The 25,713-nt window shown below is 66.6% G+C and carries 24 protein-coding genes and 2 pseudogenes; 20 read left to right on the forward strand and 6 right to left on the reverse strand.

Translation table 11 applies throughout. The features are described 5' to 3' along the window. Positions 1-7 precede the first annotated feature (7 nt). The 5 genes from QZH66_RS10265 to QZH66_RS10285 all read left to right on the forward strand — a co-directional run bounded on the left by QZH66_RS10265 (position 8) and on the right by QZH66_RS10285 (position 4,931). Positions 8-904, forward strand: coding sequence for a DMT family transporter (locus tag QZH66_RS10265; protein WP_305805845.1), 897 nt, complete (start codon positions 8-10; stop codon positions 902-904). Positions 905-1,033: 129 nt separating this feature from the next. Next, a complete protein-coding gene (locus tag QZH66_RS10270; protein ID WP_305805846.1) occupies positions 1,034-2,041 on the forward strand; it encodes a methionine ABC transporter ATP-binding protein in 1,008 nt (335 codons plus the stop codon). Further along, the gene (locus QZH66_RS10275; RefSeq protein WP_305805847.1) at positions 2,038-2,727 is read left to right on the forward strand and encodes a methionine ABC transporter permease; all 690 of its coding nucleotides are present in this window, start codon (positions 2,038-2,040) and stop codon (positions 2,725-2,727) included. The genes QZH66_RS10270 and QZH66_RS10275 overlap by 4 nt, the downstream gene beginning before the upstream one ends. Before the next feature lie 83 nt (positions 2,728-2,810). Further along, positions 2,811-3,605 carry a MetQ/NlpA family ABC transporter substrate-binding protein gene (locus QZH66_RS10280; RefSeq protein WP_305805848.1) on the forward strand — a complete coding sequence of 265 codons (795 nt, stop codon included), beginning with the start codon at positions 2,811-2,813 and terminating at the stop codon, positions 3,603-3,605. Between the two features lie 480 nt (positions 3,606-4,085). Next, positions 4,086-4,931: a YiiX/YebB-like N1pC/P60 family cysteine hydrolase gene (locus tag QZH66_RS10285; protein ID WP_305805849.1), complete on the forward strand. Its 846-nt coding sequence runs from the start codon at positions 4,086-4,088 to the stop codon at positions 4,929-4,931. On the opposite strand, the gene QZH66_RS10290 is transcribed toward QZH66_RS10285, so the two are convergent. Continuing rightward, on the reverse strand, positions 4,928-5,563 hold the full coding sequence (locus QZH66_RS10290) for an OmpW family outer membrane protein (RefSeq protein WP_305805850.1): 636 nt from the start codon (positions 5,561-5,563) through the stop codon (positions 4,928-4,930). The two genes, QZH66_RS10285 and QZH66_RS10290, sit on opposite strands and share 4 nt — an antisense overlap. 182 nt (positions 5,564-5,745) lie before the next feature. Here QZH66_RS10290 and QZH66_RS10295 point away from each other — a divergent pair, with 182 nt between their 5' ends. The 4 genes from QZH66_RS10295 to lpdA all read left to right on the forward strand — a co-directional run bounded on the left by QZH66_RS10295 (position 5,746) and on the right by lpdA (position 10,334). After that, a complete protein-coding gene (locus tag QZH66_RS10295; protein WP_305805851.1) occupies positions 5,746-6,282 on the forward strand; it encodes a DNA-deoxyinosine glycosylase in 537 nt (178 codons plus the stop codon). 211 nt (positions 6,283-6,493) lie between these two features. Continuing rightward, entirely contained in the window at positions 6,494-7,867 is a 1,374-nt protein-coding gene (aceF, locus tag QZH66_RS10300) for a dihydrolipoyllysine-residue acetyltransferase (protein ID WP_305805852.1), read from the forward strand. Beyond that, a complete protein-coding gene (locus QZH66_RS10305) occupies positions 7,867-8,514 on the forward strand; it encodes a hypothetical protein (RefSeq protein ID WP_305805880.1) in 648 nt (215 codons plus the stop codon). Before aceF ends, QZH66_RS10305 begins: the two co-directional genes overlap by 1 nt. Positions 8,515-8,531: 17 nt before the next feature. Further along, entirely contained in the window at positions 8,532-10,334 is a 1,803-nt protein-coding gene (lpdA, locus tag QZH66_RS10310; protein WP_305805853.1) for a dihydrolipoyl dehydrogenase, read from the forward strand. A gap of 238 nt (positions 10,335-10,572) precedes the next feature. Here the strand turns inward: lpdA and QZH66_RS10315 are convergent. Continuing rightward, positions 10,573-10,822: pseudogene (locus QZH66_RS10315) on the reverse strand (hypothetical protein); the annotation flags it as partial. A gap of 318 nt (positions 10,823-11,140) precedes the next feature. On the opposite strand from QZH66_RS10315, the gene QZH66_RS10320 reads away from it, so the two are divergent. The 10 genes from QZH66_RS10320 (at position 11,141) to QZH66_RS10365 (ending at position 19,604) form a co-directional block, all read left to right on the forward strand. Further along, positions 11,141-11,506, forward strand: coding sequence for an ATP synthase subunit I (locus QZH66_RS10320; RefSeq protein WP_305805854.1), 366 nt, complete (start codon positions 11,141-11,143; stop codon positions 11,504-11,506). Between the two features lie 25 nt (positions 11,507-11,531). Beyond that, positions 11,532-12,329, forward strand: coding sequence for a F0F1 ATP synthase subunit A (gene atpB / locus QZH66_RS10325; RefSeq protein WP_305805855.1), 798 nt, complete (start codon positions 11,532-11,534; stop codon positions 12,327-12,329). A 71-nt stretch (positions 12,330-12,400) separates the two neighbouring features. Next, complete coding sequence (gene atpE / locus QZH66_RS10330) at positions 12,401-12,703, forward strand: F0F1 ATP synthase subunit C (protein WP_305805856.1); 303 nt, start codon at positions 12,401-12,403, stop codon at positions 12,701-12,703. A 113-nt stretch (positions 12,704-12,816) separates the two neighbouring features. Continuing rightward, on the forward strand, positions 12,817-13,287 hold the full coding sequence (locus tag QZH66_RS10335; protein WP_305805857.1) for a F0F1 ATP synthase subunit B: 471 nt from the start codon (positions 12,817-12,819) through the stop codon (positions 13,285-13,287). 3 nt (positions 13,288-13,290) lie between these two features. Further along, on the forward strand, positions 13,291-13,818 hold the full coding sequence (locus tag QZH66_RS10340; protein WP_305805858.1) for a F0F1 ATP synthase subunit delta: 528 nt from the start codon (positions 13,291-13,293) through the stop codon (positions 13,816-13,818). 44 nt (positions 13,819-13,862) lie between these two features. Next, positions 13,863-15,410 carry a F0F1 ATP synthase subunit alpha gene (atpA, locus tag QZH66_RS10345; protein ID WP_305805859.1) on the forward strand — a complete coding sequence of 516 codons (1,548 nt, stop codon included), beginning with the start codon at positions 13,863-13,865 and terminating at the stop codon, positions 15,408-15,410. An 80-nt stretch (positions 15,411-15,490) separates the two neighbouring features. Beyond that, positions 15,491-16,354, forward strand: a complete 864-nt coding sequence (gene atpG, locus QZH66_RS10350; RefSeq protein ID WP_305805860.1) for a F0F1 ATP synthase subunit gamma — start codon at positions 15,491-15,493, stop codon at positions 16,352-16,354. Between the two features lie 38 nt (positions 16,355-16,392). Beyond that, positions 16,393-17,799, forward strand: coding sequence for a F0F1 ATP synthase subunit beta (atpD, locus tag QZH66_RS10355; protein ID WP_305805861.1), 1,407 nt, complete (start codon positions 16,393-16,395; stop codon positions 17,797-17,799). A gap of 115 nt (positions 17,800-17,914) precedes the next feature. After that, on the forward strand, positions 17,915-18,340 hold the full coding sequence (locus QZH66_RS10360) for a F0F1 ATP synthase subunit epsilon (RefSeq protein ID WP_305805862.1): 426 nt from the start codon (positions 17,915-17,917) through the stop codon (positions 18,338-18,340). Positions 18,341-18,455: 115 nt separating this feature from the next. Further along, a complete protein-coding gene (locus QZH66_RS10365) occupies positions 18,456-19,604 on the forward strand; it encodes a P1 family peptidase (RefSeq protein WP_305805863.1) in 1,149 nt (382 codons plus the stop codon). Between the two features lie 96 nt (positions 19,605-19,700). Here the strand turns inward: QZH66_RS10365 and QZH66_RS10370 are convergent, their stop codons facing one another. After that, a complete protein-coding gene (locus tag QZH66_RS10370; protein ID WP_305805864.1) occupies positions 19,701-20,084 on the reverse strand; it encodes a GtrA family protein in 384 nt (127 codons plus the stop codon). 88 nt (positions 20,085-20,172) lie between these two features. Here QZH66_RS10370 and glmU point away from each other — a divergent pair, with 88 nt between their 5' ends. Next, the gene (gene glmU, locus QZH66_RS10375; protein ID WP_305805865.1) at positions 20,173-21,537 is read left to right on the forward strand and encodes a bifunctional UDP-N-acetylglucosamine diphosphorylase/glucosamine-1-phosphate N-acetyltransferase GlmU; all 1,365 of its coding nucleotides are present in this window, start codon (positions 20,173-20,175) and stop codon (positions 21,535-21,537) included. Positions 21,538-21,753: 216 nt separating this feature from the next. Here the strand turns inward: glmU and QZH66_RS10380 are convergent. From QZH66_RS10380 to QZH66_RS10390, 3 genes and pseudogenes are all read right to left on the reverse strand, one after another. Continuing rightward, positions 21,754-23,175 (reverse strand): annotated as a pseudogene (locus tag QZH66_RS10380) (HAMP domain-containing sensor histidine kinase); the annotation flags it as partial. After that, positions 23,100-24,437 carry a sigma-54 dependent transcriptional regulator gene (locus tag QZH66_RS10385; RefSeq protein ID WP_305805866.1) on the reverse strand — a complete coding sequence of 446 codons (1,338 nt, stop codon included), beginning with the start codon at positions 24,435-24,437 and terminating at the stop codon, positions 23,100-23,102. The pseudogene QZH66_RS10380 and the gene QZH66_RS10385, both read right to left, overlap by 76 nt. Positions 24,438-24,476: 39 nt before the next feature. Beyond that, a complete protein-coding gene (locus QZH66_RS10390; RefSeq protein WP_305805867.1) occupies positions 24,477-25,700 on the reverse strand; it encodes an FtsX-like permease family protein in 1,224 nt (407 codons plus the stop codon). Between the last annotated feature and the right edge of the window lie 13 nt (positions 25,701-25,713).

Below are 25,713 nucleotides of genomic sequence, written 5' to 3' on the forward strand. Positions count from 1 at the left end.
GGCGGCCATGACTGCCCATTCTTCCCCCGCGCGCGCCATCGTCTGGATGCTTGCCGCGGTCGCGTCCTTTTCGCTGATGGATGCCGGCATGAAACTGCTGTCGGCGCATTACCCCGCCTTGCAGGTGACCGTGCTGCGCGGCGCCGCCTCGCTGCCATTCGTGCTGGTGTGGGTGCTGGCCACCGCGGGGCCGCGTTCGCTGGTTCCGGTGCGCTGGGGCCTGCACCTGCTGCGCGGCCTGCTCGGCATCGTGATGATCGCCTGCTTCGTCTATGCGTTGCGCGAATTGCCGCTGTCCACGGCCTACACCATCTATTTTGTGGCGCCACTGCTGGTGGCCGCGCTGTCGGTGCCGTTGCTGGGCGAACACGTCGGGCCACGGCGCTGGGTTGCCATCGGCATCGGCCTGGTCGGGGTGCTGGTGGTGTTGCGGCCGGGCGTGGGCGGGCTGGTTTCGTTTCCCGGATTGATGGTGCTGCTGGCCGCCACGGCCTACGCGGTGGCCGCGGTCACCGTCAGCCTGCTGACCCGCACCGATACCCCGCAATCGATGGTGGTGTGGTTCCTGTTGCTGCTGGCGCTGGGCGCGGGGCTGATGGCGTGGCCGGAATGGCGGCCCCTGCAGCTGCGCCACGCCGCGCTGATCGCCGGCATGGGCCTGGCCGGGGCACTGGGGCAGATTGCGCTGACCCGCGCCTTCCAGCTGGGCCAGGCATCGCTGATCGCGCCGCTGGAATACACCGGGCTGGTGTGGGTGATCGGCTGGGATCTGCTGCTGTGGCAGGTGCTGCCCGACCGTATGACCTGGGTGGGGGCGGCGATCATCGTCGCCAGCGGCCTGTACCTGCTGCACCGCGAGCGGGTGACGCGCACGCGCCACATGCAGCCGTTGGACCATCCGTGAGCCGGTCAGCGCGGCGCGGGGCCGGCTTAGAAGCAAAAGGAATATGATTCTGGCCGCAGTGGCGGGCGCGCTCCGGCCGGCACTGGTAGGCTTCACGCCCCCTTGTCCTAGCCCCGGGTCCACCACGCAGTGATCGAGTTCCAGCGTCTGCACAAATCCTATGCCGTGGCCGGCCGCGCCATTGTCGCGCTGCATCCGCTCGAACTGACGGTCAACGCCGGTGAGGTGTTCGGCATCATCGGCCATTCCGGCGCCGGCAAATCGACCCTGATCCGGCTGATCAACCGGCTGGAGCAGGCCAGTGGCGGGCGCCTGCTGATCGACGGCGAGGATGTGACCGCGCTCGATGCCGAAGGCCTGCGCGCGCTGCGGCGCCGGATCGGCATGATCTTCCAGCACTTCAACCTGCTGTCGGCACGCACCGTGGCCGGCAATGTCGCCTTCCCGCTGGAGCTGGCCGGCACCGCGCGCGCGCAGATCGATGCGCGGGTGGCCGAGCTGCTGCACACCGTGGGTCTGGAAGACCATGCCGGCAAATATCCGGCGCAGCTGTCCGGCGGCCAGAAGCAGCGCGTCGGCATCGCCCGCGCGCTGGCCACGCGCCCGCAGATCCTGTTGTGCGATGAGGCCACCAGTGCGCTGGATCCGCAGACCACCGCCTCGGTGCTGGCGCTGCTGGGCAAGATCAACCGCGAGCTGGGCCTGACCATCGTGCTGATCACCCACGAGATGGACGTGATCCGCCGCGTCTGCGACCGCGTCGCGGTGCTCGATGCCGGGCACATGGTGGAGATGGGTGCGGTGACCGACGTGTTCCTGCATCCGCAGCACCCGACCACCCGCCGTTTCGTCTCCGAGTCCGAACATGTCGACGAGGGCGAGCTGCATAGGGATTTCGCCTCGGTCGGCGGCCGCATCGTGCGCCTGACCTTCCTCGGCAATGACACCTACGAGCCGCTGCTGGGCCGCATCGCGCGCGAGACCGGGGTCGATTACAACATCCTGTCCGGCCGTATCGACCGCATCAAGGAAACCCCGTACGGCCAGCTGACGGTGTCGCTGGTGGGCGGCAACCACGAGGCCGCCCTGGCCGGCTTTGTCGCCGCCGGCGTGCACGTGCAGGAGCTGCGCCGATGATCCTCGCTGCCGCCAGCGGATTCTTCCGCCATCTGGATGCCGGCAAATGGGCCGATATCGGCCAGGCCAGCATCGACACCCTGCTGATGCTGGCCGGCTCGCTGCCGTTGACCATGGCCATCGGCCTGCCGCTGGGGGTGCTGCTGTTTCTCACCGGCTCGCCGCAGCTGCACCGCAAACCGGTGCTGTATGGCGCCCTGGCGCTGGGAGTGAACCTGCTGCGCTCGATACCTTTCATCATCCTGATGATCGTGCTGATCCCGGTCACGCTGGGCTTGATGGGTACCTCGCTGGGCGTGCGCGGCGCGATCCTGCCGCTGGTGATGGGCGCGGCGCCGTTCTACGCGCGGCTGGTGGAAACCGCGCTGCGCGAGGTGGACCGCGGCGTGATCGAAGCGACCCAGGCAATGGGCGCGACCACCTGGCAGCTGGTGATCCGCGTGTTGCTGCCCGAAGCGCGGCCGGGGCTGATTGCCGGCGCCCCCGTCACCACCATCGCGCTGATCGGCTTCACCGCGATGGGCGGTGCGATCGGTTCCGGTGGCCTGGGCGATCTGGCCTTCCGCGACGGCTACCAGCGCTCGCATACCGATGTCGCGCTGGTCACGGTGGTGGTGCTGCTGGTTCTGGTGCAGCTGCTGCAGATGCTCGGTGACCGGCTGGTGGCGCACTACAGCCGCAAATAGGCCCCGCAGTCGACGCCCGCCAGCGCCCGTGCCTGCTACGGTGGGTGCCGTCGCCGTTCCAACCCCACAGGATTTCCTCCCCGATGAAAAAGCTTCTCGCCTTCCCGTTGCTCGCCGTCGCCCTGGCGCTGGGCGCCTGCGGCAAACCGGCCGCCGATGACTCCAGGCTGGTGGTCGCCGCGACGGCGGTGCCGCACGCCGAGATCCTGCAGGTGGTCAAGCCGATCCTGGCCAAGGAAGGCGTGACGCTGGAGGTGCGCGTGTTCAACGACTACGTGCAACCGAACGACCAGCTGGTGCAGAAACAGGTGGACGTGAACTACTTCCAGACCGAGCCCTACCTGGACGCCTACAACCGCGACCGCAAGACCGGCCTGGTGACCATTGTCGGGGTGCACATCGAGCCGTTCGGTGCGTATTCGCACCGCTACAAGTCGCTGGCCGACCTGCCCGACGGCGCCGATGTGGTGATTCCCAACGATCCGAGCAACAACAGCCGCGCGCTGCTCCTGCTCGACAAGGCCGGGGTGATCAAACTGAAGGACCCGAGCAACGCGCTGTCCACCCAGCGCGACATCATCGAGAACCCCAGGCACCTGAAATTCCGCGAGCTCGATTCGGCGATGCTGCCGCGGGTGCTCGACCAGGTCGATCTGGCGCTGATCAATACCAACTACGCGCTCGATGCCGGGCTCAATCCGACCCGCGACGCGCTGGCGATCGAGAGCAGCGATTCGCCATACGTGAACTTCCTCGTCGGCCGCCCGGACAACCGGGACGACCCGCGCGTGCAGAAGCTGGCCAAGGCGCTGACCGGGCCGGAAGTGAAAGCCTTCATCGCGCAGAAGTACAAGGGCGCGGTGCTGCCGGCGTTCTGAGCGGGATACGCGTCGATGCCGCTGGCCACTGGCGCAGTGACAGCGCTGCCGCGGCGGCAGGGCGCGGCGCCCGGCGCAGCCGTGGCGGCTGCGGCTCACCCCGTGGCAGATGCGGGTCTCGACGGCGTTGCCGGCACTCTTGGTGCGGGTCGCGCCGCTGTTGATCCGGCGTCGCGGTCGGCGCATCGACTGATGCGCCGTCCCGTTTTGACGCCACCCCAGGCGCGCTGTTTTCATACCCGGGCATGGGACGGGAACTGGCGTTGACTGCGCGGGGACTGGCGGGCGTGGTCGCCGGTCTGGTACAGAGATGGCTGACGCTGGCGCAGGGAGCTTCCGCGCCGCTGGCAGCGGCCTTGCACCACAGCGGTGTGCTGGCACCGGCGGCGCTGTTGCCCGGCCATACCGGGATGGATGCGCGGCGGATTTTCGCGGGGCCTGGCCGTACCAGGTGGCGGGCGGACACGGAGCAGCACAGCGATGGGTTTGCTGCAGTTTTTCGGACACCGGCTGGCGCGCTTCCTGGCACAGGAGCGGCCCCGCCACACCCGGCCTTCCACCATCGATGCCGGCCTGCTGGCGGGGACGCTGCGGCGCGGCGATGTGTTGCTGGTGGAGGGCAACAGCCGTTTTTCCACCGCCATCAAGTACATGACCCAGTCCACCTGGTCGCATGCGGCGCTGTATATCGGCGAGCATCCGTTTCCCGCGGGCGGCAGGATGCAGCCGCTGCTGGCCGATGTCGATGTGATCCAGGGCGTGCGCATCGCCCCGTTGAGCAGCTTTGTCCATGAGCATTCGCGGATCTGTCGGCCGCGCGGGCTCGACGAGGCCGCCATTGATGCGCTGGTGGACTACATGTGCACGCGCGTGGGCTACCGGTATGACCTGAAGAACGTGGTCGATCTGGCCCGTTATCTGATCCGCGAACCGCCGGTGCCGGGGCATATGCGCCGGCGCCTGATCGCCCTGGGCAGTGGCGAGCCGACTAGGGCCATCTGTTCGACGCTGCTGGCGCAGGCGTTCGAGGCGATCCGCTATCCGATCCTGCCGGAGATCGAAACCGTGCAGGTGCATACCGGCGGCCATCACCAGCGCGAGGAGATCCTGCATATCCGCCACTACAGCCTCTACACCCCGCGCGATTTCGACGTGTCGCCGTTCTTCGACATCATCAAGCCGCGGCTCACCCCCGGATTCGACTATCGCGCACTGCAGTGGAGCAGCGAGGACGGGACCGCTGACACCGGCGCGGCCCCGTCCGGGGGGCCGCGGGGTGTCAGCGGTGTAGCGGGCGTGCGCCCTGATGCAGGGCAGGGCGCTTAGAAGCGGGCGCCGATGCCGAAGCCGACCGTCCACGGGTCCAGCTTCAGTTCCTGGCCGGTGCCACTGCCGGCCACCGTCACTTCCGGACGCGAATGCATGTAGCGCGCATCGGCACGGGCAAACCAGGTGGAGTTGATGTTCATATCCACACCGACGGTGCCGATCGCACCCTTGGCGGTATCCAGCGCCACGTGCTCGCCGCTGCCCGCCAGGCCATCGATCTTCTCGTTGCTGAAGTTGGACTCGTAGTAGCCCACGCCGACGAACGGCCGGAACACGTTGTCGGCTGCACCGAAGTGGTACTGGCCGCTGAGTGCCAGCGGCTGCTGCTCGACCGTGCCGACCTTGCCCAGGCCATCGGCCCGCACCCGATGGTTGAATTTGTCGGCCGCGCCCCACAGCTCGATGGCGAAATTGTCGTTGAAGTAATAGCTGGCGCTCAGGGTGGGTGCCGGACCGCCATCCACGTTGACGCCGTCGGCAGGACTGCCCTTGGGCTCGAGAAGAGCCGCGCCGCCCACTACCGCAAAGTGCTTGCCCGACGCGGTATCGGCGGCGTCCTGCGCAAAGGCGGAAGGAGCAATGGCCAGTGCCGCCACAGTGGCCAGACTCAGGGCATGAATGGATCGCATGGGAATCTCCTCAATTTGTTCTGAAGGCCCTCGATCGGGGCGCGGTCAACGTAGCGATCGCAACATGAATCCTTTCCGACGCGATCCGGAGGCTGGCGGCGAATGTTCAGCAAGTCCGTGGCAAAGGCTGCCGCGACGGCAATGAGGAAAAAACGGGTGTTCACGATGTTGTGGGAGGTGTGATGACCGATTCTGTCGTGCGGGGTCTGCCGGCGCAGGTGAATGCGGATTGCCGGGTGCTGCTGCTCGGCTCGATGCCGGGCATCGCCTCGCTGCAGGCCGCGCGCTATTACGCCCATCCGCGCAACCGTTTCTGGCCGGTGATGGCGACACTGGGCGGGTTCGATCCGCGGCAGCCGTATCCACAACGCCTGGCCGCATTGCAGGAATGTGGCGCCGGGTTGTGGGATGTGATCGGCCAGTGCCAGCGCCGCGGCAGCCTGGATTCGGCCATCGTGCGCGGCAGCGAAGTGGCCAATCCGCTGCCGGCCTTGATCGCCGGCCTGCCACAGTTGCGCGGCATCGCCTGCAATGGCGCCAGTGCCGCGGCCGCGTTCAAACGCTTCGTGCAGCCACTGCTGTGCGCACACGCGCAGCGCTTGCCGGTGCTGGCATTGCCCTCGACCAGCCCGGCCAATGCAGCCTGGTCGCTGCCGCGGCTGCTGCAGGAGTGGCGCCGGCTTGAACCGTGGCTGGCGCAGCAGCACGTCCGGCGCTGATTGCCGGTCAGCGACCGGTGGCTGCCACGGACAGCAGGGACAGCCTGGCGGCCATCGCCACCGACGCCACCGGCAACCCGGCACCGCAGCGGCAGCCGATGCCGCCCCCTGTCCCGGGACAGACGCAATGCAATTGGTCCGCAACGGTTGGCGCTGCGGCTCCGTGCGGCCACAATAGGCGTTTCCCTCATCTGTTGCTGGAGTTACCCCCATGGCCGAAATCAAGGAAGCACTTGTCCCCGATATCGGTGACTACAGCGATATCCCGGTGATCGAAGTGCTGGTCGCCGTCGGCGATACGGTAAAAAAAGACCAGGGACTGGTGACACTGGAGTCGGACAAGGCCACGATGGAAGTGCCCAGCGCCTATGCCGGCGTGGTCAAGGAGATCAAGGTCAAGGTGGGCGACAACCTTGGTGAAGGCAAGGTCGTGGCGCTGATCGAAGTGGCAGAAGCCGAGGCCAGGCCGGCCGCAGCCGCCGCTCCGGCGGCCCCGGCCAAGGTGGAAGCGGTCGAAACCGCTACCAAGGTCGAGCCGGTAGCCGTCACCGCGATGCCTGACAAGCTGGCCCAGCGCGAGATCCAGCGGGCCGATGCGCTGCCCGCGGGCGGGCCGCCGTCGACCCCGCCGGTTGAATTCAACGCCGACAGCGTGCTGCCGGCCAAGGTGCCGTATGCCAGCCCGGCAGTGCGCGTGTTTGCCCGCGAACTGGGCGTGGACCTGGGCCAGCTCAGCGGCACCGAGAAGGGCGGGCGCATCACCCGCGACGACGTGCAGAAGTTCGTCAAGGCCGCGCTCAGTGGCGGCGTGGCGGTGGCCGGTGGCGCAGGGGCGGCCGCGGGCGGCCTCAATCTGCTGCCGTGGCCGAAGGTGGACTTTGCCAAGTTCGGCGAAATCGAGACCCAGCCGCTGTCGCGCATCCAGAAGATCTCCGGCGCCAACCTGGCCCGCAACTGGGCGATGATTCCGCACGTCACCCAGTTCGACCAGGCCGACATCACCGATCTGGAAGCGCTGCGCGTGGCGCTGAACAAGGAGAACGAGAAGGCCGGCATCAAGCTGACCATGCTCGCGTTCCTGATCAAGGCCAGCGCCGCGGCGCTGAAGAAATTCCCGACCTTCAATTCCTCGCTCGATGCCAGCGGCGAGAACCTGACGCTGAAGCAGTACTTCCACATCGGGTTTGCCGCCGACACGCCCAACGGGCTGGTGGTGCCGGTGATCCGCGATGTCGACAGGAAGGGCGTGATCCAGATCGCGCAGGAAACCGGTGAACTGGCCAAAAAGGCCCGCGACGGCAAGCTTGGTCCGGCCGACATGTCCGGCGGGTGCTTCTCGATCTCCTCGCTGGGCGGTATTGGCGGCACTGCGTTCACGCCGATCGTCAACGCGCCGGAAGTGGCCATCCTCGGCGTCTCCAAATCGTCGATGCAGCCGGTGTGGAACGGCAGGGAGTTCGCTCCGAAGCTGATGCTGCCGCTGTCGCTGAGCTACGACCACCGCGTCATCGATGGCGCGGCCGCAGCCCGTTTCACCGCCTATCTGGCCCAGGTGCTGGCCGACATGCGCCGGATCCTGCTGTGATCCGAGCCGCGGTTGCGGCGCTGCTGTTGCTGGCCGTGCCGGCGGCCCCGGCGTGGGCGGCGCGCGAATGCACGATGGGGCTGGGGCAGGGCTGGCCGCCGGCGGTCGGCAATTACGGCGAAGCGGTGGAGCGGCTGTTTGACGGGCCACAGGCGCCGATACTGTCGCTGGTGGTGTTGCCGGCGCGCGGTGCTGAAAGTGGCGTGTCATTGATCACCAACGCTGCCGGCAGCCAGTGGACGGTACGCCGCTCCGTCGCCGACAGGCGCGTCTACAACTGGAACAGCGGCAGCAGCAAGGGCGGCCTGGAGCTGCGCGTGGACCAGGTGCCGCAACGCGACGAAGTGCAGATGCCCGCGGCACTGGCACAGCGTCTGGTGCGGACCTGGCAGGCGGCATTTGAACAGGACGTGCCGGCCACGCAGAAGGCGCCGGTGCTGGAAGGCGAAGTGCTGTCGTTCCAGCTGGATGGCAAGCGCTACAGCGGCGCCCGTCCGGGCTGCGGCGCCGGCAAGCTGATGCTGGAACAGGCGGCCCTGCTGGTCAGCGCCACCGATACCAAAGAAAAAAAGCGCGACCGTCGTTGGAATGACCTCGAAGAGTCGCTGGACAAACTGCAGGAACTGCTCGCCGGCACTGCCGGCTGAGCGCGAGGAGAACACGAATGGCGGCAATTGAACTCAAGGTGCCGGATATCGGCGACTACCGCGACATCCCGGTGATCGAAATCCTGGTGGCTGTCGGCGATACGGTGGTCAAGGATCAGGGGCTGGTGACGCTGGAATCGGACAAGGCCACGCTGGAAGTGCCGGCCTCGGCGGCCGGTGTGGTCAGGGAAATCAAGGTCAAACTCGGCGACAACCTGTCCGAGGGCGACGTGGTGGTGCTGCTGGAAGCCGACGGCGCCACGGCGGCACCGGCCAAGGCCGAGGCGCCCAAGGTCGAGGTTCCGGCCAGCAAGCCGCCGGTGACGCCGTCGCACCGTGCGCCCGACCCGGCAGTGGCGGCCAAGGCGCTGCCGGCCAGCGGCGGCAAGCCCGACATCGAATGCGCGATGGTGGTGCTGGGGGCCGGCCCGGGCGGTTATACCGCCGCGTTCCGTTCGGCCGATCTGGGCGTGGACACCGTCCTGGTCGAGCGTTACGCCAGCCTCGGCGGCGTCTGCCTCAACGTCGGTTGCATTCCCTCCAAGGCGCTGCTGCATGCCGCCGCGGTGATCGATGAGGTCGCCCACGCCGGTGATTTCGGTGTCGAATTCGGCCAGCCGACCATCACCCTGGACAAGCTGCGCGGCTACAAGGAAAAGGTTGTCAGCCAGCTGACCAAGGGCCTGGCCGGCATGGCCAAGCAGCGCAAGGTGCGCACCGTGGCGGGGCTGGCCAGGTTCGTCTCGGCGCACGAGCTGGAGATCACCGGCGACGACGGCACCACCCAGCTGCTGCGCTTCGAGCAGTGCATCATCGCCGCCGGTTCGCAGGCGGTGAAGCTGCCCAACTTCCCGTGGGACGACAAGCGGGTGATGGATTCCACCGACGCGCTGGAGCTGGCCGACGTGCCGGCCAAGCTGCTGGTCGTGGGCGGCGGCATCATCGGCCTGGAAATGGCGACCGTCTACGGCGCGCTGGGCAGTGCGGTGACCGTGGTTGAATTCATGGACCAGCTGATGCCGGGCGCCGACAAGGACCTGGTCAAACCGCTGGCCGACCGCCTGAAGAAGCAGGGCATCACCGTGCACCTGAAGACCAGGGCGGCCGGGGTCAAGGCCGACGACAGCGGCATCACCGTGAGCTTCGAAGCGGCGGTGGAGGGCGAGAAGCCGGGTCTGGAATCGGCCAGCTATGATCGCGTGCTGGTCGCGGTCGGCCGTGCGCCGAACGGCAACAAGATCGGTGCCGACAAGGCGGGCGTGGAAGTGACCGACCGCGGCTTCATTCCGGTTGATCGGCAGATGCGCACCAATGTGCCGCACATCTTCGCCATCGGCGACATCGTCGGCAACCCGATGCTGGCGCACAAGGCCACACACGAGGGCAAGCTGGCGGCCGAAGTGGCGGCCGGCGCGAAGAAGGAATGGGTGGCGCGGGTGATTCCGTCGGTGGCCTACACCAACCCGGAAATCGCCTGGGTCGGCGTCACCGAGACCGAAGCCAAGGCCAAGGGCCTGAAGGTCGGCGTGGCCAAGTTCCCGTGGGCGGCCAGTGGCCGTGCGATCGGCATCGGCCGCACCGAAGGCTTCACCAAGCTGATCTTCGACGAGCAGACCCATCGGGTGATCGGCGGCGCCATTGTCGGCGTGCATGCCGGTGATCTGCTGGCCGAGATCGGCCTGGCCATCGAGATGGGCGCCGAAGCCGAAGACATCGGCCACACCATCCACGCCCACCCGACGCTGAGTGAATCGGTGGCGATGGCCGCGGAGATCTACGACGGCACCATCACCGATCTTTACATGCCGAAGAAGAAGTAACCGGCTCACCAAAAACCCCGGCAATGCCGGGGTTTTTTTACTTGGTGCCTGTCCGGCGAACGGGTGGCAGATGGACGACTGCCGGCCAATTTCCGGTGGGTCCAGGTGCTGCGCGTGGCGCCACCTGATCAGCGCCCGGCGCCTATGCCCAATGGAAAGTGCGCATTGCCCCTGCGGCTTGAAACAAAGCGGCAACAGGTCTGGCCGGTTGCCACTCTCGTGGAAGGCTGTTGCTGGCTCAGAACGAGACGCTGACGCCGGTCACCGGGCCCTTGAATTCCTGCTTCAGGCCGATGCGGCCGCCGTGGCTCTTTGTCGGCATCAAGCTTGAACCAGTTATCGCCGGCGAAGATGCCGAAGGTGTCGCTGAAGCGGTACTCGACGATGGCATTGGCCCGGCTCAGGTCGCCCTTGTAGTCGTCGAAGTTGCCCCGGCCGGTGTCGGGGTACCGCCGTTGCAGGTTGATCAGCCGGCGCTTGGCCGGGCGGAGAAGGCAAGGTGACCCTGCCGAGGGCGGACAGGGCCACCTTGCTGAAGCCCTGCCAAGCGCATCGACGAGGAAATGCCGGCAGGCGAACAGTGTGACCGGCGCTCCCGCTCAAAGTTCCCGATGCTGCAGTGCGGAAATAATTTGTACGAAGAAGCTGGTCCCAATGGAGAAAAGCCAGAGTTGGCAGGTACTTGCATATGTGAACCGGCAATCTGCGGCGGTTGTCTCGCAAAATGTCCCCCTGCTATAATCCTGTAGCTCGACGAGGCGCCATGGCGCGGCTCAGCTCCCCTTCATCAAGCAGGACACATTCACGTGCTGAACTCCGTTGATTCGGGTCGGCGACTGATGCTGCGTGCGGCGGTCTATCCGCTGGTCGCGGTGGCTGTCCTGGCTCTGGCCTTCCTCTATATGGGGCCAAGGCATGCGATCGGCGCCGCGGCGTCGGGATTGGCAGTGGTGCTGGGCGGCTGGCTGGCCGCAAGAGTGGCTCTCGGTGGCGGCGTTCAGGCTGCCGGTTCTGCGATGATGCGCCTGATTACGGCGGTCTTGCTGAAGTGGGTGCTGGTCATTGTCGTGCTGTTTGCAGGCTTTGTCTGGTGGCGGCTTCCTCCTTTGGCTCTGCTGGCGGGTATCGCGGTGGGGCTGATGTTCCAGGTTCTGGCTTTGGCCAGGCGTTGATCTAATTCATAAAGGTTACGGACACATGGCGGGCGAGGCACTAACCCCTACCTCCTATATCCAGCATCACCTGCAGAACCTGACCGCTCCGGTCGGTGAAGGCGGTGGTTTCTGGACGCTCCACGTCGATACGTTCATCACCGCGGTCCTGATGGGGCTGCTGATGGTGTTCGCCTTCTGGGTGGCGACCCGCAAGGCCACGGCCGGCGTGCCGGGCAAGTGGCAGGCGTTTGTCGAAATCTGCCTGGAGTTCGTCGACCGCCAGGCCAAGGACACCTACCATGGCCGCAGCAAGCTGGTGACGCCGATCGCGATCACCATCTTCTTCTGGATCCTCTTGATGAACTCGATCAAGTTGATCCCGGCCGATTTCATCGCCACTCCGCTGTCGTGGTTCGGCGTGCATGAGTGGAAGCCGGTCCCGACCGCTGACGTCAATGCCACCCTGGGCATGTCGATCAGTGTGTTCTTCCTGATGATCTTCTTCGCGCTGAAGTCCAAGGGCGTACTCGGGTTCATCAAGGAATTCCTGACCGCCCCGTTCGGCAAGTGGATGTGGCCGTTCAACCTGATTCTCAACATCGTCGAATGGCTGAGCAAGCCGGTTTCGTTGGCGATGCGACTGTTCGGCAACATGTTCGGCGGCGAAATCGTCTTCCTGCTGATCTGGGTGCTGGGCGGCGCCGGTTTGTTCGGTGCCGTAGCCGGTGGCGTGTTCGGCCTGGGCTGGATGCTGTTCCACCTGCTGGTGATTCCGCTGCAGGCGTTCATCTTCATGATGCTGTCCATCGTGTACCTGAGCCTGTCGGAAGACAGTCACTGAGTTAACGCTTCAAACCAGTTTCAACCTTCATCCGTTTCATTACCCTTAGCTATTAGTTCCTGGAGAAAACCATGTACTTCGCCGTCCTGACCAATCTCGCCCAAGTTCAGAGCTCCACCGCCCTCGCCGTCGGCATGATGATCGGCCTGGCCGCGCTGGGCGCCGGTCTGGGTCTGGCCATCATGTCCGGTAAGTTCCTCGAGTCGGCCGCGCGCCAGCCGGAACTGATCCCGGTCCTGCAGGTGCGCATGTTCATCGCCGCCGGCCTGATCGACGCCGCGTTCATCATCTCGGTCGCCGTGGGCCTGCTGCTGGCATTCGCCAACCCGCTGGCTTCGACGCTGCTGACCGAAGCCGCCAAGCTGGCAGGCTGATCCGGCCGTAGCGAGACGGCTGGGCACCTTCCCGGTGCCCGGTCGCGGATGAAGGTTCGGGAGCGTCGCTGCGGCGACGCTTCCACCCCGTCACCAACGATTGAGCGAATCCCATGGATATCGGTTTTACCCTCGTCGCCCAGGCGCTGGCTTTTGCCAGTCTGATCTGGATCATCGCGACCAAGATCTGGCCGCCGTTGATGAATGCCATCGAAGAGCGCCAGCAGAAGATCGCTGAAGGGCTTGCCGCGGCTGATCGCAGCCAGAAAGATCTGGCCCAGGCGCAGGAGAAGGTCAACGATGCGCTGAAGGACGCCCGCAGCAAGGCCAACGAGATCATCGACCAGGCCCACGCGCGCGCCAACCAGATCATCGAGACCGCCAAGAACGAAGCGATTTCCGAAGCCAACCGGCAGAAAGATCTGGCCCTGGCGGAAATCGACGCATCCACGACCCGTGCCCGTGAAGATCTGCGCAAGCAGGTGTCGGCGCTGGCGGTGAGCGGTGCGGAAAAGCTGCTCAAGCGCGAAATCGATGCCACTGCCCACAAGGCGCTGCTCGATGAGCTGGCGGCGGAGATCTGATCGATGAGCCAGGCCCTCACGCTTGCCCGCCCGTATGCCCGCGCCGCGTTCGCGATTGCGCGCGACGAAGGCAAGTTTGCGCCATGGTCCGAAGCGCTCGCGTTCTCGGCCCGCGTGGCTGCCGATCCGCACGTGTCGGCCCTGCTCTTGAACCCGGAGCTGACGCGCGGCGAAGCGGTGGCGATGCTGGCCCCGGAAGCGTCCGCCGAAACCTTCGGCCGGTTTCTGGAGCTGCTGGCGGATGCCCGCCGGCTGCCGGTGCTGCCGGAAATCGCCGCCATGTACGAACAGCTGCGCGCCGACGCCGAGCATGTGGTCAAGGCCACCGTGACCTCGGCCACCGAAATGTCGGCTGCGGAACTGGACACGATCAAAGCCGCGCTGAAAAAGCGCTTCGGCCTTGAAGTGGAAGTGCGCACCGCGGTGGATGCATCGCTGATTGGCGGCGCGGTGATCGACGCCGGCGACGTGGTGATCGACGGTTCGCTCAAGGGCAAGCTGTCGCGTCTGCAGACCGCGCTCGCACACTGAATTCATTTAACGTCCGGCGTGATCGCCGGCACTAGGACTTGACCATGGCAACCACGCTCAACCCCTCCGAAATCAGCGAACTGATCAAGAACCGTATCGAGAAGGTCAAGCTGTCCGCGGAATCGCGCAACGAAGGCACCGTGACCAGCGTTGCCGACGGCATCGTGCGCATCTTCGGCCTGGCCGACGTGATGCAGGGCGAGATGATCGAACTGCCGAACAACACCTTTGCCCTGGCCCTGAACCTGGAGCGCGACTCGGTCGGCGCCGTGGTGCTCGGTGACTACCAGCAGCTGCGCGAAGGTGATGTGGCCAAGACCACCGGCCGCATCCTGGAAGTGCCGGTCGGTCCGGAATTGCTCGGTCGCGTGGTTAACGCGCTGGGCGAGCCGATCGACGGCAAGGGTCCGATCAACGCCGCGCTGACCGCTCCGGTGGAGCGCGTGGCCCCGGGCGTGATCTGGCGCAAGTCGGTCGACCAGCCGGTGCAGACCGGTTACAAGTCGGTCGATGCGATGATTCCGATCGGCCGTGGCCAGCGCGAGCTGATCATCGGCGACCGCCAGACCGGCAAGACCGCGATGGCGATCGATGCGGTGATCAACCAGAAGAGCACCGGCATCAAGTGCGTGTACGTGGCGATCGGGCAGAAGGCCTCGACCGTGGCCAACATCGTGCGCAAGCTGGAAGAAAACGGCGCGCTGGCCCACACCGTGGTGGTGGCCGCCACCGCTTCCGAATCGGCCGCGATGCAGTACATCAGCGCCTACTCCGGCTGCACCATGGGCGAGTACTTCATGGACCGCGGCCAGGACGCGCTGATCGTGTACGACGATCTGTCCAAGCAGGCCGTGGCCTACCGCCAGATCTCGCTGCTGCTCAAGCGCCCGCCGGGCCGTGAAGCATATCCGGGTGACGTGTTCTACCTGCACTCCCGCCTGCTCGAGCGCGCTGCGCGCGTTTCCGAGGAGTACGTGGAAAAGTTCACCAACGGTGCGGTGAAGGGCCAGACCGGTTCGCTGACCGCGCTGCCGATCATCGAAACCCAGGCCGGTGACGTCTCCGCGTTCGTGCCGACCAACGTGATTTCGATCACCGACGGCCAGATCTTCCTGGAAACCGACCTGTTCAACGCCGGCATCCGTCCGGCCGTGAACGCCGGTATCTCGGTGTCGCGCGTCGGTGGTGCGGCCCAGACCAAGATCATCAAGAAGCTGTCGGGCGGCATCCGCATCTCGCTGGCGCAGTACCGTGAGCTGGCGGCGTTCGCGCAGTTCGCCTCGGACCTGGACGAAGCCACCCGCAAGCAGCTCGAGCGCGGTCAGCGCGTCACCGAGCTGATGAAGCAGAAGCAGTACGCGCCGATGTCCATCGCCGACCAGGCGCTGTCCATCTATGCCGTCAACGAGGGCTACCTCGACGACGTGCCGGTGGCCAAGCTGCTGGCGGTCGAGGAAGGCCTGCATGCGCATTTCGCCAACACCCAGGGTGAGCTGATCGCCAAGATCAACGCCACCGGCGGCTGGAATGACGAAATCGAAGCCGCCTTCAAGAAGGGCATCGAAGAGTTCAAGACCACCGGCAGCTGGTAAGCAGCTTTGTAGAGCGGGGCTCTGCCCCGCTGCGCAATGACAAAGCGGGGCAACACGGCCCCGCTCTACGGGAATAAGAGATGGCAGGCGGACGCGAAATCAAAACCAAGATCAAGAGCGTGCAGAACACCCGCAAGGTGACGCGCGCGCTCGAGATGGTCTCGGCTTCCAAAATCCGCAAGGCGCAGGAGCGGATGAAGACCTCGCGCCCCTATGCGCAGGCGATGAAGCAGGTGATCGGTCACCTGGCCCAGGCCAGCACCGACTTCCAGCATCCGTTCCTGGTGCAGCGGGACGAGGTCAAGCGGGTCGGCTACATCGTGGTCTCGTCCGATCGCGGCCTGGCCGGTGGCCTGAACAACAACCTGTTCCGCAAGATGCTGGGCGAAGTGTCGCAGTGGCAGGGCAAGGGCGCTGAAATCGATGTGGTGACCATCGGCCAGAAGGCCTCGACCTTCTTCCGCCGGGTCAAGGTCAACATGGTCGGCAGCGTCACCCACATCGGCGACCTGCCGCAGCTGGAACAGCTGATCGGCGTGATCAAGGTGATGCTTGATGCGTTCACCGCAGGCAAGATCGACCGCGTGTACCTGGTCTACAACCGCTTCATCAACACGATGACGCAGAAGGCCAGCTTCGATCAGCTGCTGCCGTTGCAGGCGTCTGAAGCCCAGGTCTCGCACCACGACTGGGATTACCTGTACGAACCCGATGCGGCCACCGTGCTCGAGCATGTGATGACGCGTTATATCGAGTCGCTGGTGTACCAGGCGGTGCTGGAGAATGTCGCTTCCGAGCATGCCGCACGCATGGTGGCGATGAAGTCGGCAAGCGACAACGCCAACAAGCTGATCGGCGAACTGCAGCTCGTCTACAACAAGGCGCGCCAGGCAGCGATCACCCAGGAAATTTCCGAAATCGTCGGCGGCGCCGCGGCAGTCTGACGCGCGCAGTCAAAAGCATTTATCTAGAGGATGCAGCAATGAGTCAGGGCAAGATCGTTCAGATCATCGGCGCGGTCGTCGACGTCGAATTCCCGCGCGAGTCGGTGCCGAAGGTGTACGACGCGTTGAAGGTGGAAAACACCGAGATCACGCTGGAAGTACAGCAGCAGCTGGGTGACGGCGTGGTTCGCTGCATCGCGCTGGGTTCCACTGACGGCCTGAAGCGCAACCTGCTGGCGACCAACACCGGTCGTGGCATTTCGGTGCCGGTCGGTGCCGGCACCCTGGGCCGCATCATGGACGTGCTGGGTCGCCCGATCGACGAAGCCGGCCCGGTGCAGGCCTCGGACACGTGGGAAATCCACCGTGCCGCGCCGTCGTACGAAGACCAGGCCGCGGGCAACGACCTGCTGGAAACCGGCATCAAGGTCATCGACCTGATGTGCCCGTTCGCCAAGGGCGGCAAGGTCGGCCTGTTCGGCGGCGCCGGCGTCGGCAAGACCGTCAACATGATGGAACTGATCAACAACATCGCCAAGGCGCACAGCGGCCTGTCCGTGTTCGCCGGCGTGGGTGAGCGTACCCGTGAGGGCAACGACTTCTACCACGAGATGAAGGACTCCAACGTCCTGGACAAGGTCGCGATGGTGTACGGCCAGATGAACGAGCCGCCGGGCAACCGTCTGCGCGTCGCACTGACCGGCCTGACCATGGCCGAGTATTTCCGCGACGAGAAGGACGCCAACGGCAAGGGCAAGGACGTGCTGCTGTTCGTGGACAACATCTACCGTTACACCCTGGCCGGTACCGAAGTGTCCGCGCTGCTGGGCCGTATGCCGTCGGCGGTGGGTTACCAGCCGACCCTGGCCGAGGAAATGGGCGTGCTGCAGGAGCGCATCACCTCGACCAAGACCGGTTCGATCACCTCGATCCAGGCCGTGTACGTGCCTGCCGATGACTTGACCGATCCGTCGCCGGCCACCACCTTCGCCCACCTGGACGCCACCGTGGTGCTGTCGCGCAACATCGCCTCGCTGGGTATCTACCCGGCGGTCGATCCGCTCGACTCCACCTCGCGCCAGCTCGATCCGCTGGTGATCGGCGCCGAGCATTACGACACCGCGCGTCGCGTGCAGTCCACCTTGCAGAAGTACAAGGAACTGAAGGACATCATCGCGATCCTGGGCATGGACGAGCTGTCCGAAGAGGACAAGCAGGCCGTGTCGCGCGCGCGCAAGATCGAGCGCTTCTTCAGCCAGCCGTTCCACGTGGCCGAAGTGTTCACCGGCTCGCCGGGCAAGTACGTACCGCTGAAGGACACCATCCGTGGCTTCAAGGCCATCGTCGATGGCGAGTACGACCACCTGCCCGAGCAGGCGTTCTACATGGTCGGCGGCATCGAAGAAGCGGTCGAGAAGGCCAAGAAGATGGCCGAGAAGGCCTGATCTGATTCCCTCTCCCGGTTGCGGGAGAGGGTCAGGGTGAGGGCCGCCGCGCCTGCACCCTCACCCCAGCCCTCTCCCGCAGGCGGGAGAGGGGGAAACGGAAGAGAAGCACGTTATGAGTAGCACCATCCGTTGCGACATCGTCAGCGCCGAGCAGGAAATCTTCCGTGGCGAGGCAACCCTGGTCGTGGCCACCGGTGAGTTGGGCGAACTGGGCATCGCGCCCAAGCACGCGCCGCTGATCACCCGCCTGAAGCCGGGCAAGGTGGTGGTGACCACGCCGGGTGGCGAACAGCTGGACTTCGCCATCTCCGGCGGCATCCTGGAGGTGCAGCCGCAGGTGGTGACCGTGCTGGCCGACACCGCGATCCGGGCGCAGGATATCGACGAAGCCTCGGTACGCAAGGCCAAGGAAGAAGCCGAGCGCATCCTGGCCAACCGTGGCGAAGCGATGGACGTGGCCGAGGCGCAGCAGCGCCTGGCTGAAGTCACCGCCCAGTTGCAGGCGCTGGAGCGTCTGCGCAAGAGCCTCAAGCACTGAGCCGCACGCGGCAGTGTCTCGATAACGCCGGCGAAAGCCGGCGTTTTTCGTTGTCGGCTTGCCAAACGCGGGCTGCCGGCGGCAGGCTCGGGGTTTGCCGCGAGGGGGAGTGGATATGAAAGTGACCGTACTGGCCATGCTGATGCTGCTGGCGTCTTCGGTGGGGGCGCCGGCGCAGGCTGGGGAGCGTCCGCGCGCGCGCGAGGCCGGGGTGGTGATCGGCAGCCTGCCCACTGGCGCGCGCAACGCGCTGGTGGATGTACCGGGCGTGGCGGTGGGCCATGCCAGCGTGCGCCAGGGCAAGGACATCCGCACCGGCGTGACCGCGATCCTGCCGCACGGCGGCGACTGGTACCGCGAGCGGGTGCCGGCGGCCATCCATGTCGCCAACGGCTACGGCAAGCTGCTCGGGGTGACCCAGGTGGTCGAACTGGGCGAGCTGGAAACCCCGATCCTGCTGACCGGCACGCTGTCGGTGTGGAAGGCCGCCGATGCGCTGGTGGCCTGGCAACTGGCGCGCCCCGGAATGCAGCAGGTGCGCTCGCTCAATCCGGTGGTGGGTGAGACCAATGACGGTTTCCTCAACGACATCCGCGCCCGCCCGGTGACCGCCGCGCATGTGCGCCAGGCGCTGGCGACGGCCCGTACCGACAACGTCGAAGAGGGGTCGGTCGGGGCCGGCACCGGCACCGTGGCGTTCGGCTGGAAAGGCGGCATCGGCACCAGTTCGCGGGTAGTGGAGATCGAGGGCGTACGGCATACCGTCGGCGTGCTGGTGCAGAGCAACTATGGCGGTGACCTGGTGGTCGCCGGGGTGCCGATGCGCGGCGTGCTGCCGGACCCGGCAGTGCTGGCGAGGGGCCCCGAGCAGGCACCGGCCAGCGGCGATGGCAGCATCATGACCGTGCTGGCCACCGATGCGCCGCTGGATGCGCGCCAGCTCGAACGGCTGGCCAAGCGCACGGTCACCGGGCTGGCGCGGACCGGCACCTCGATGTCCAACGGCTCGGGGGATTACGTGATCGCATTTTCCACCGCCGACTCCATGCGCCGTCGCAACGGCCAGGCACCGCCCAGCAGCCAGGTGCTCGACAACAATGCGATGGATGCACTGTTCGTGGCGGCTGCCGAGGCCAGCGAGGAGGCCATCCTCAACTCGCTGTTCCGCGCCGACAGCATGGACGGCCATCGCGGGCGGGTGCCGGGGCTGCCGTTGCCGGCGGTGCTGCAGGCGCTGGAGCAGCACGGACGCCTGGCGCGGTAGATCGGCAGGCGCGCATCGCGAGGCGGCCGGTGCGGTGAGGCGCGGGTAGTTGTGGGGAGTGCCGCGCAGCAGGGACACGCCGGTTGGCGTGGCCGGTCAGCGGAACACCAGATGACGCAGCAGGAAGAAGGTCACCATGGCCAGCCCGCCCTCGACCATGGGTTTGGCCAGCCACGCCAGCTGCAGCCCCAGCGTCGCCGCCACGGTGCTGACCAGCCAGGTGCTCACCGCGGTGGTGACCAGCCACAGTGCAAGGAAGCGTCCAAAGCGATGCCAGCCCAGGCGCTGCTGGCCGTCGCGGGCGAAGGTGAAACGGCCATTGAGCCAGAAGCCCAGCAGCGCGCCACAGGTGCGGCCGAGCAGATTGCCCGGGACGGCCGGCATCCCCAGTGCGGTGGCGGCGACAAACACCGCCCAGTCCAGCAACAGTTGCAGCAGGCCGAAGGCGAGGTACTGGCTTCCTTGGCGGAACAGGCTCATCAGCAGGGGGGTGTCGCTGGAAAACCACCATGCTACCTGCGCGCAGCATAGAATTTGCGTCTGTTGAATTTGCGGACGCCCCGAACCCATGACCCAGCCGTTGCACGTGATCATCCTCGCCGCCGGCGCCGGCAAGCGCATGAAGTCCGCGCTGCCGAAGGTGCTGCAGCCCATTGCCGGGCGCCCGATGCTTGCCCACGTGATCGCTACCGCCCGGGCACTGGCGCCGGCAGCGATCCACGTCGTCTACGGCCATGGCGGTGCGGCGGTACGCGCCGCCTTTGCCGACCAGCCGGATCTGCTGTGGGCCGAACAGGCGCAGCAGCTCGGTACCGGCCATGCCGTATTGCAGGCGATGCCGCAGGTGCCGGATACGGCGATGGTGCTGGTGTTGTATGGCGATGTGCCGCTGATCCGCGCGCAGACGCTGGACGCCTTGCTGCGCGATTCGCCGCGGTTGGCGGTGCTGGTGGCCGAGCCGCACGATCCCGGCGGGTACGGCCGGGTGCTGCGCGATGCCGAAGGCAAGGTGGCGGCCATCGTCGAGCAGAAGGATGCCGACGACGAGCAGCGCCGCGTGCGCACGGTCAATACCGGCATCATCACCGCCGAGTCGACCGCGCTGCGGCGCTGGCTGTCGCAGTTGTCCAACCGCAACGCGCAGGGCGAGTACTACCTGACCGATGTGTTCGCCACCGCCGCCTCCGAATACACGCCTGCCGAAATGGTGCTGGTCCACGATCCCCAGGAAGCCGAGGGTGCCAATGATCCGTGGCAGCTGGCGCAGCTGGAACGGGCGTGGCAGCTGCGCGCGGCCAGGGCGCTGTGCGAGCAGGGCGCACGGCTGCTGGACCCGGCGCGCTTCGACCAGCGCGGTACGGTGCGCGTGGGTCGCGACGTGCAGATCGATGCCAACGTGGTGCTGGAAGGCGAGGTCGAGCTGGGCGACGGGGTCACCGTCGATGCGTTCGTGCGGCTGAAGGACGTCAAGCTGGGCGCCGGCACCCACGTGCGTCCGCACTGCGATCTGGAAGGCGTGGTCAGTGAAGGGGCGGCGCATATCGGTCCGTTCGCACGGCTGCGGCCGGGCACGGTGCTGGCCGATGGGGTGCACGTGGGCAACTTCGTCGAGACCAAGAAGGCCGTGCTGGGGCCGGGCAGCAAGGCCAACCACCTCACCTATCTGGGCGATGCGGTGATCGGCGCGGGGGTCAACATCGGCGCCGGCACCATCACCTGCAACTACGACGGGGTGAACAAGTTCCAGACCGTCATCGGGGACCACGTGTTTGTCGGTTCCAACAGTTCGCTGGTAGCGCCGGTAACGCTGGGCGCCGGTGCGACCATCGCCGCCGGTTCGGTGATCACGCGCAACGCGCCGGAGGGCAAGTTGACCGTCGCGCGCAGTCGCCAGCAGCTGATCGAAGGCTGGGCGCGGCCGCGCAAGAAGTGAGCGGGCCAGCGCAGTGAGCGCCGCAGCGGGATATTGCTCCGCGCTACAGGGGAACCCGTAGCGCCGGGCAGATCTGTCGCAGGAGCTGGCAGCGGGGGCTCCGCGCTGCAGGTGGCCGGGCCAGGTCATGCCCGGCAGTTCCGGGGTCGAGCGGAAACCCTGCCGGCGGCGGTTGGCCGGTGGAAGGCCGCGGCGCCGCGCCGGCCTGCGGCACGCTCACTCCTGCGGCAACAGCACCGCCACGCACAGCCCGCCGCCGGTGCGGTTCTGCAGCGAGATGCGGCCGCCATGCGCTTCCAGGATCTCGCGGGTCAGGGCCAGTCCCAGCCCGCTGCCGTTGCGCTTGGTGGAGTAGAACGGCATCAGCGCGTTCTGCAGCACCGCTTCGTTCATGCCGTTGCCGCGGTCGAGGACTTCGATCCGCAGCCAGTGCGGCAACCGGGTGATGCGTACCTCGACCTCGGCCATGCCGTCGTGGTCGGCGTCGGCATTGGCTTCCCGGGCGTTCTTCAACAGGTTCAGCAGCGCCTGTGACAGCTGTGCCGGATCCGCGCGGCTGCACAGCTCCGGCGGTGGCGGCTGCATGCGGAAGGGAATCTGCTGCTGCAATCCGCCCAGAAAAGCGGACCAGACCACGGTCTGCAGATGCGGCTGCGGCAGCTTGGCAAAACGCGCATAGCCGCGGATGAAACCTTCCAGGTGGCGCGCGCGTTCTTCGACCAGGCTGAAGATGTCTTCCAGCCGTTCGCTCTTGCCACGGCGCACCAGTTCAGCGCCCGAATGCGCCAGAGAGGCGATCGGCGCCAGCGAGTTGTTGAGCTCGTGGCTGATCACGCGGATCACCTTCTTCCAGGTCTGCACTTCCTGCCGGCGCAGCTCGGCGGTCAGCAGCCGGATCAGCAACAGCTCATGCGGGCGGCCGTTGAGATGGAAGCTGCGTCGCGACAGATGGTAGATCTGCTCATCGTCCTCGTCGGCACTATCCGCTTCGCGCACCGAGAACAGGCTGTCGCCGCCGCGCGCGATCGCGTTGCGCAGCTCCTGCGGCATGGCATCGAGCAGTTCGTGCATGCGCTGGCCTTCGAGCTTCCAGCCGCCATGCAGCAGCTTGCGTGCGGCGACGTTGGAGAAGGCCACGCGCTGCACGCCGTCACCGCCGTCGTTGAGCAGCAGCATCGCCACCGGGGTGTTCTGCACCATGGTGTCGAGCAGCAGTTCGCGCTGCACCAGCGATTGCCGCTGCTCGCGCAGCACTTCGCCCAGCTCGGCATGTGCCTTGACCAGCTGCGCCAGCTCGTCGTTGCCGTGCCAGTGCACGCTGAAGTTGAATTCGCCATCGCGGTAGCTGCTGGTGGTGCCCGCCAGGGCGCGCAGCAGTGAGCGCACCGGCGCGGTGGCGCGACGCAACGCCCACCACATGAACGCCGCCAGCAACGCGGCCGAAACAAGTGCAACCACCCAGCCGCGGTCCATCCAGTAGGCCAGCAGCCACGGAAATGCCGCCGCCAAGGCCAGCACCGGCAGCAGCCTCAGGAACAGGCTGAAGGTGAAGGAGCGCGATTTCATACGCGCGGAATGCCGTGGCGGTCCATGCGCCGGTACAGCGCCTGCCGGCTCAGTCCCAGATCGGCCGCGGCCTGGCTGATCACGCCACCGGCGCGGCTCAACGCCGACTGGATCCGCGCGCGGTCCGGTTCATGCTCCGGCGGCGTGGGCCGGCTCGCGGTACGCGGCAGGTTGAGGTCGGCGCTTTCTATCCGCGGCCCCATCGCCAGCAGGCCGGCGCGCTGGATCACATTGCGCAGTTCGCGCACGTTGCCGGGCCAGCTGTGCCGCTGCAATGCGCTGCAGGCCTGCGGTGACAACGGCTTGCCGTCGCCGAGGAAGTGCGTGGCCAGCGGCAGGATATCCTCGCGCCGTTCGGCCAGCGCGGGCATCGCCAGTTCAATGGTGTTGAGCCGGTAATACAGGTCTTCGCGGAAGCTGCCGTCGCGGATCATCGCCGCCAGGTCGGCATTGGTGGCGCTGATGATGCGCACGCTCACGTGGCGCTCGCGGTTGGAGCCCAGCCGCTCGAAACGGCCGGTTTCCAGCACCCGCAGCAGCTTCATCTGCCCGCCCAGCGGCAGGTTGCCGATCTCGTCCAGGAACAGGGTGCCGCCATCGGCGGCTTCGAACTTGCCCTCGCGCGGTTTGTTGGCACCGGTGTAGGCCCCGGCTTCGGCCCCGAACAGCTCGGCCTCGATCAGCTCGGCCGGAATCGCGCCACAGTTCAGGGTGAGGAACGGACCGCGGCTGACGCTGGAGTTGGCCTGGATGATCTCGGCGATCTTTTCCTTGCCGCTGCCATTGGGGCCGGTGACCAGGACCGGCAGGTCGGAGCGGGCGACCTGGCAGGCCAGCGCGATCACGCGCTCGCTGGCGGCATCGGCGAACACCGCGCCGCGCAGATCGTAGCGGGCCTGCAGCCGCTCGCGGTTGAGCTGTTCGCGCTCGCGCCGGTGGTCCAGGGCGCGGCTGGCCTCGGCCAGTTCCAGCAGATTGTTGACCGTGGTCAGCAGCTTGCTGTCATCCCACGGCTTGGCCAGGTAGTCGGCGGCGCCGGCCTTGACCAGATCCACCGCGCTGCCCAGATGGGTCCAGGCGGTGAGCAGGATCACCGGCAGGTCCGGATGGCGCTGGCGGATCTGCTGGAACAGCGCCTGGCCCTCCTCGCCGGAGGTGGTGTCGGCGGTGAAGTTCATGTCCTGCAGGACCAGGTCGAATTCCTGCTCGGCCAGCATCGCCAGTCCCTGCTCGGGCGAGCTGGCATGGCGGGTGTCGATGTCGTGCAGGGAGAACAGCACGTCCAGCGCGGTGGCCACGGCGGCGTTGTCGTCAATGATCAGGATCTGCGGCATCGGCGGTCGAAAAAAGCGAGAGTGGGGCGCATCCGCACATTACACGCTGCGGCAGGCGCTGGCAGGGGGAAGATTGGCGGCACGCCGGGCCGGCGCGGCCACGGCCAGCTGCCCGAGCAGCACCAGCAGCAGCGCGGCGATGGGCAGGTAGACCAGCGGCAATCTGGGCAGCTCGTAGTGGTGCATCAGCCACTGGTTGATCAGCAGCGCCAGCAGCACGCCGGTGAACACGCCCGCAGCGGTGAGCAGCAGGTTCTCGGCCAGGAACTGGCGCAGGATCTGGCCACGGCGGGCACCGAGCGCACGGCGGATACCGATCTGGCGGGTGCGCTGCTGGATCCAGTAGCCGCTCAGGCTGGCGATGCCGATCGCGGTGATGGCTGTGACCACCGCATTGACGGTGAGCAGCAGCCATACCGCGGCACGGCGCGAGCGCAGGCCGGCATCGCGCAATTGTTCGTAGTCGGCGACGAGCGGTTCGAAGCCGCTGGCGATCTGCCCGGCGAAGGTGGCCTGCAACACGCCGGGCACGGCCTTGAGCACGGCCTCGCGCTGCCCGGCGTCGCTGCGGATGACGAAGTTGAGCATCGGCAGGCCGGCCGGTCGGCGCGGCAGCAGCATCGCGTACTCGGCCTTGCCGTCGTCCAGCTCGGCCAGTTGATAGCGCATCAGGTGCGCGACCACGCCCACCACCACGTAGTGGCCGCTGCCATCGCCGCCGGTCAGCGACTGGCCGAGCGGGTTGGCGGTGCCGAACAGGCTGCGCGCCAGCGCCCGGGTGAGGATGACCGGTGTGGTGGCGCTGCCATCGTCCCCGTCCAGTTGCAGGTCGCGGTATTCCTCGGCAAAAAAATCACGGCCGGCGCTGAGCTGCAGGCCCAGGGTGCCGATCAGCCGCTCGCCGATGAAGCCGCTGACCTGCAGGGTGGGGTCATTGGCGGACTTGAGGTCGTAGACCATGGTCAGGGTCTGCCGCATCGGTGCACCGACCACCGCCGAGGCGCGCTTTACCCCGGGAATGCGGGCCAGCGCGTCGGCCCCGGTGCGGGCCTGTGCCGCGCTCCAGTTGCCACCACCGTTGACCAGCTGGTCGACGATGATCACCTCGTCGCGGACGATGCCATCGTCGGTGAGCAGGGGGCCGCCCTGCTGCGCGAGCAGGAACAGGGTGTTGCAGAGGATCGCGCAGGCCACCGCGATCTGCAGCACGATCAGCCAGGGCATCAGCGGGTGACGGCGCAACTGCGAAAACAGGGGATTCATGCGGTGCTCTCGT

This window comes from Stenotrophomonas sp. YIM B06876 (genome assembly GCF_030711595.1).
In the GTDB taxonomy this organism is placed as follows: Bacteria; Pseudomonadota; Gammaproteobacteria; order Xanthomonadales; family Xanthomonadaceae; genus Stenotrophomonas.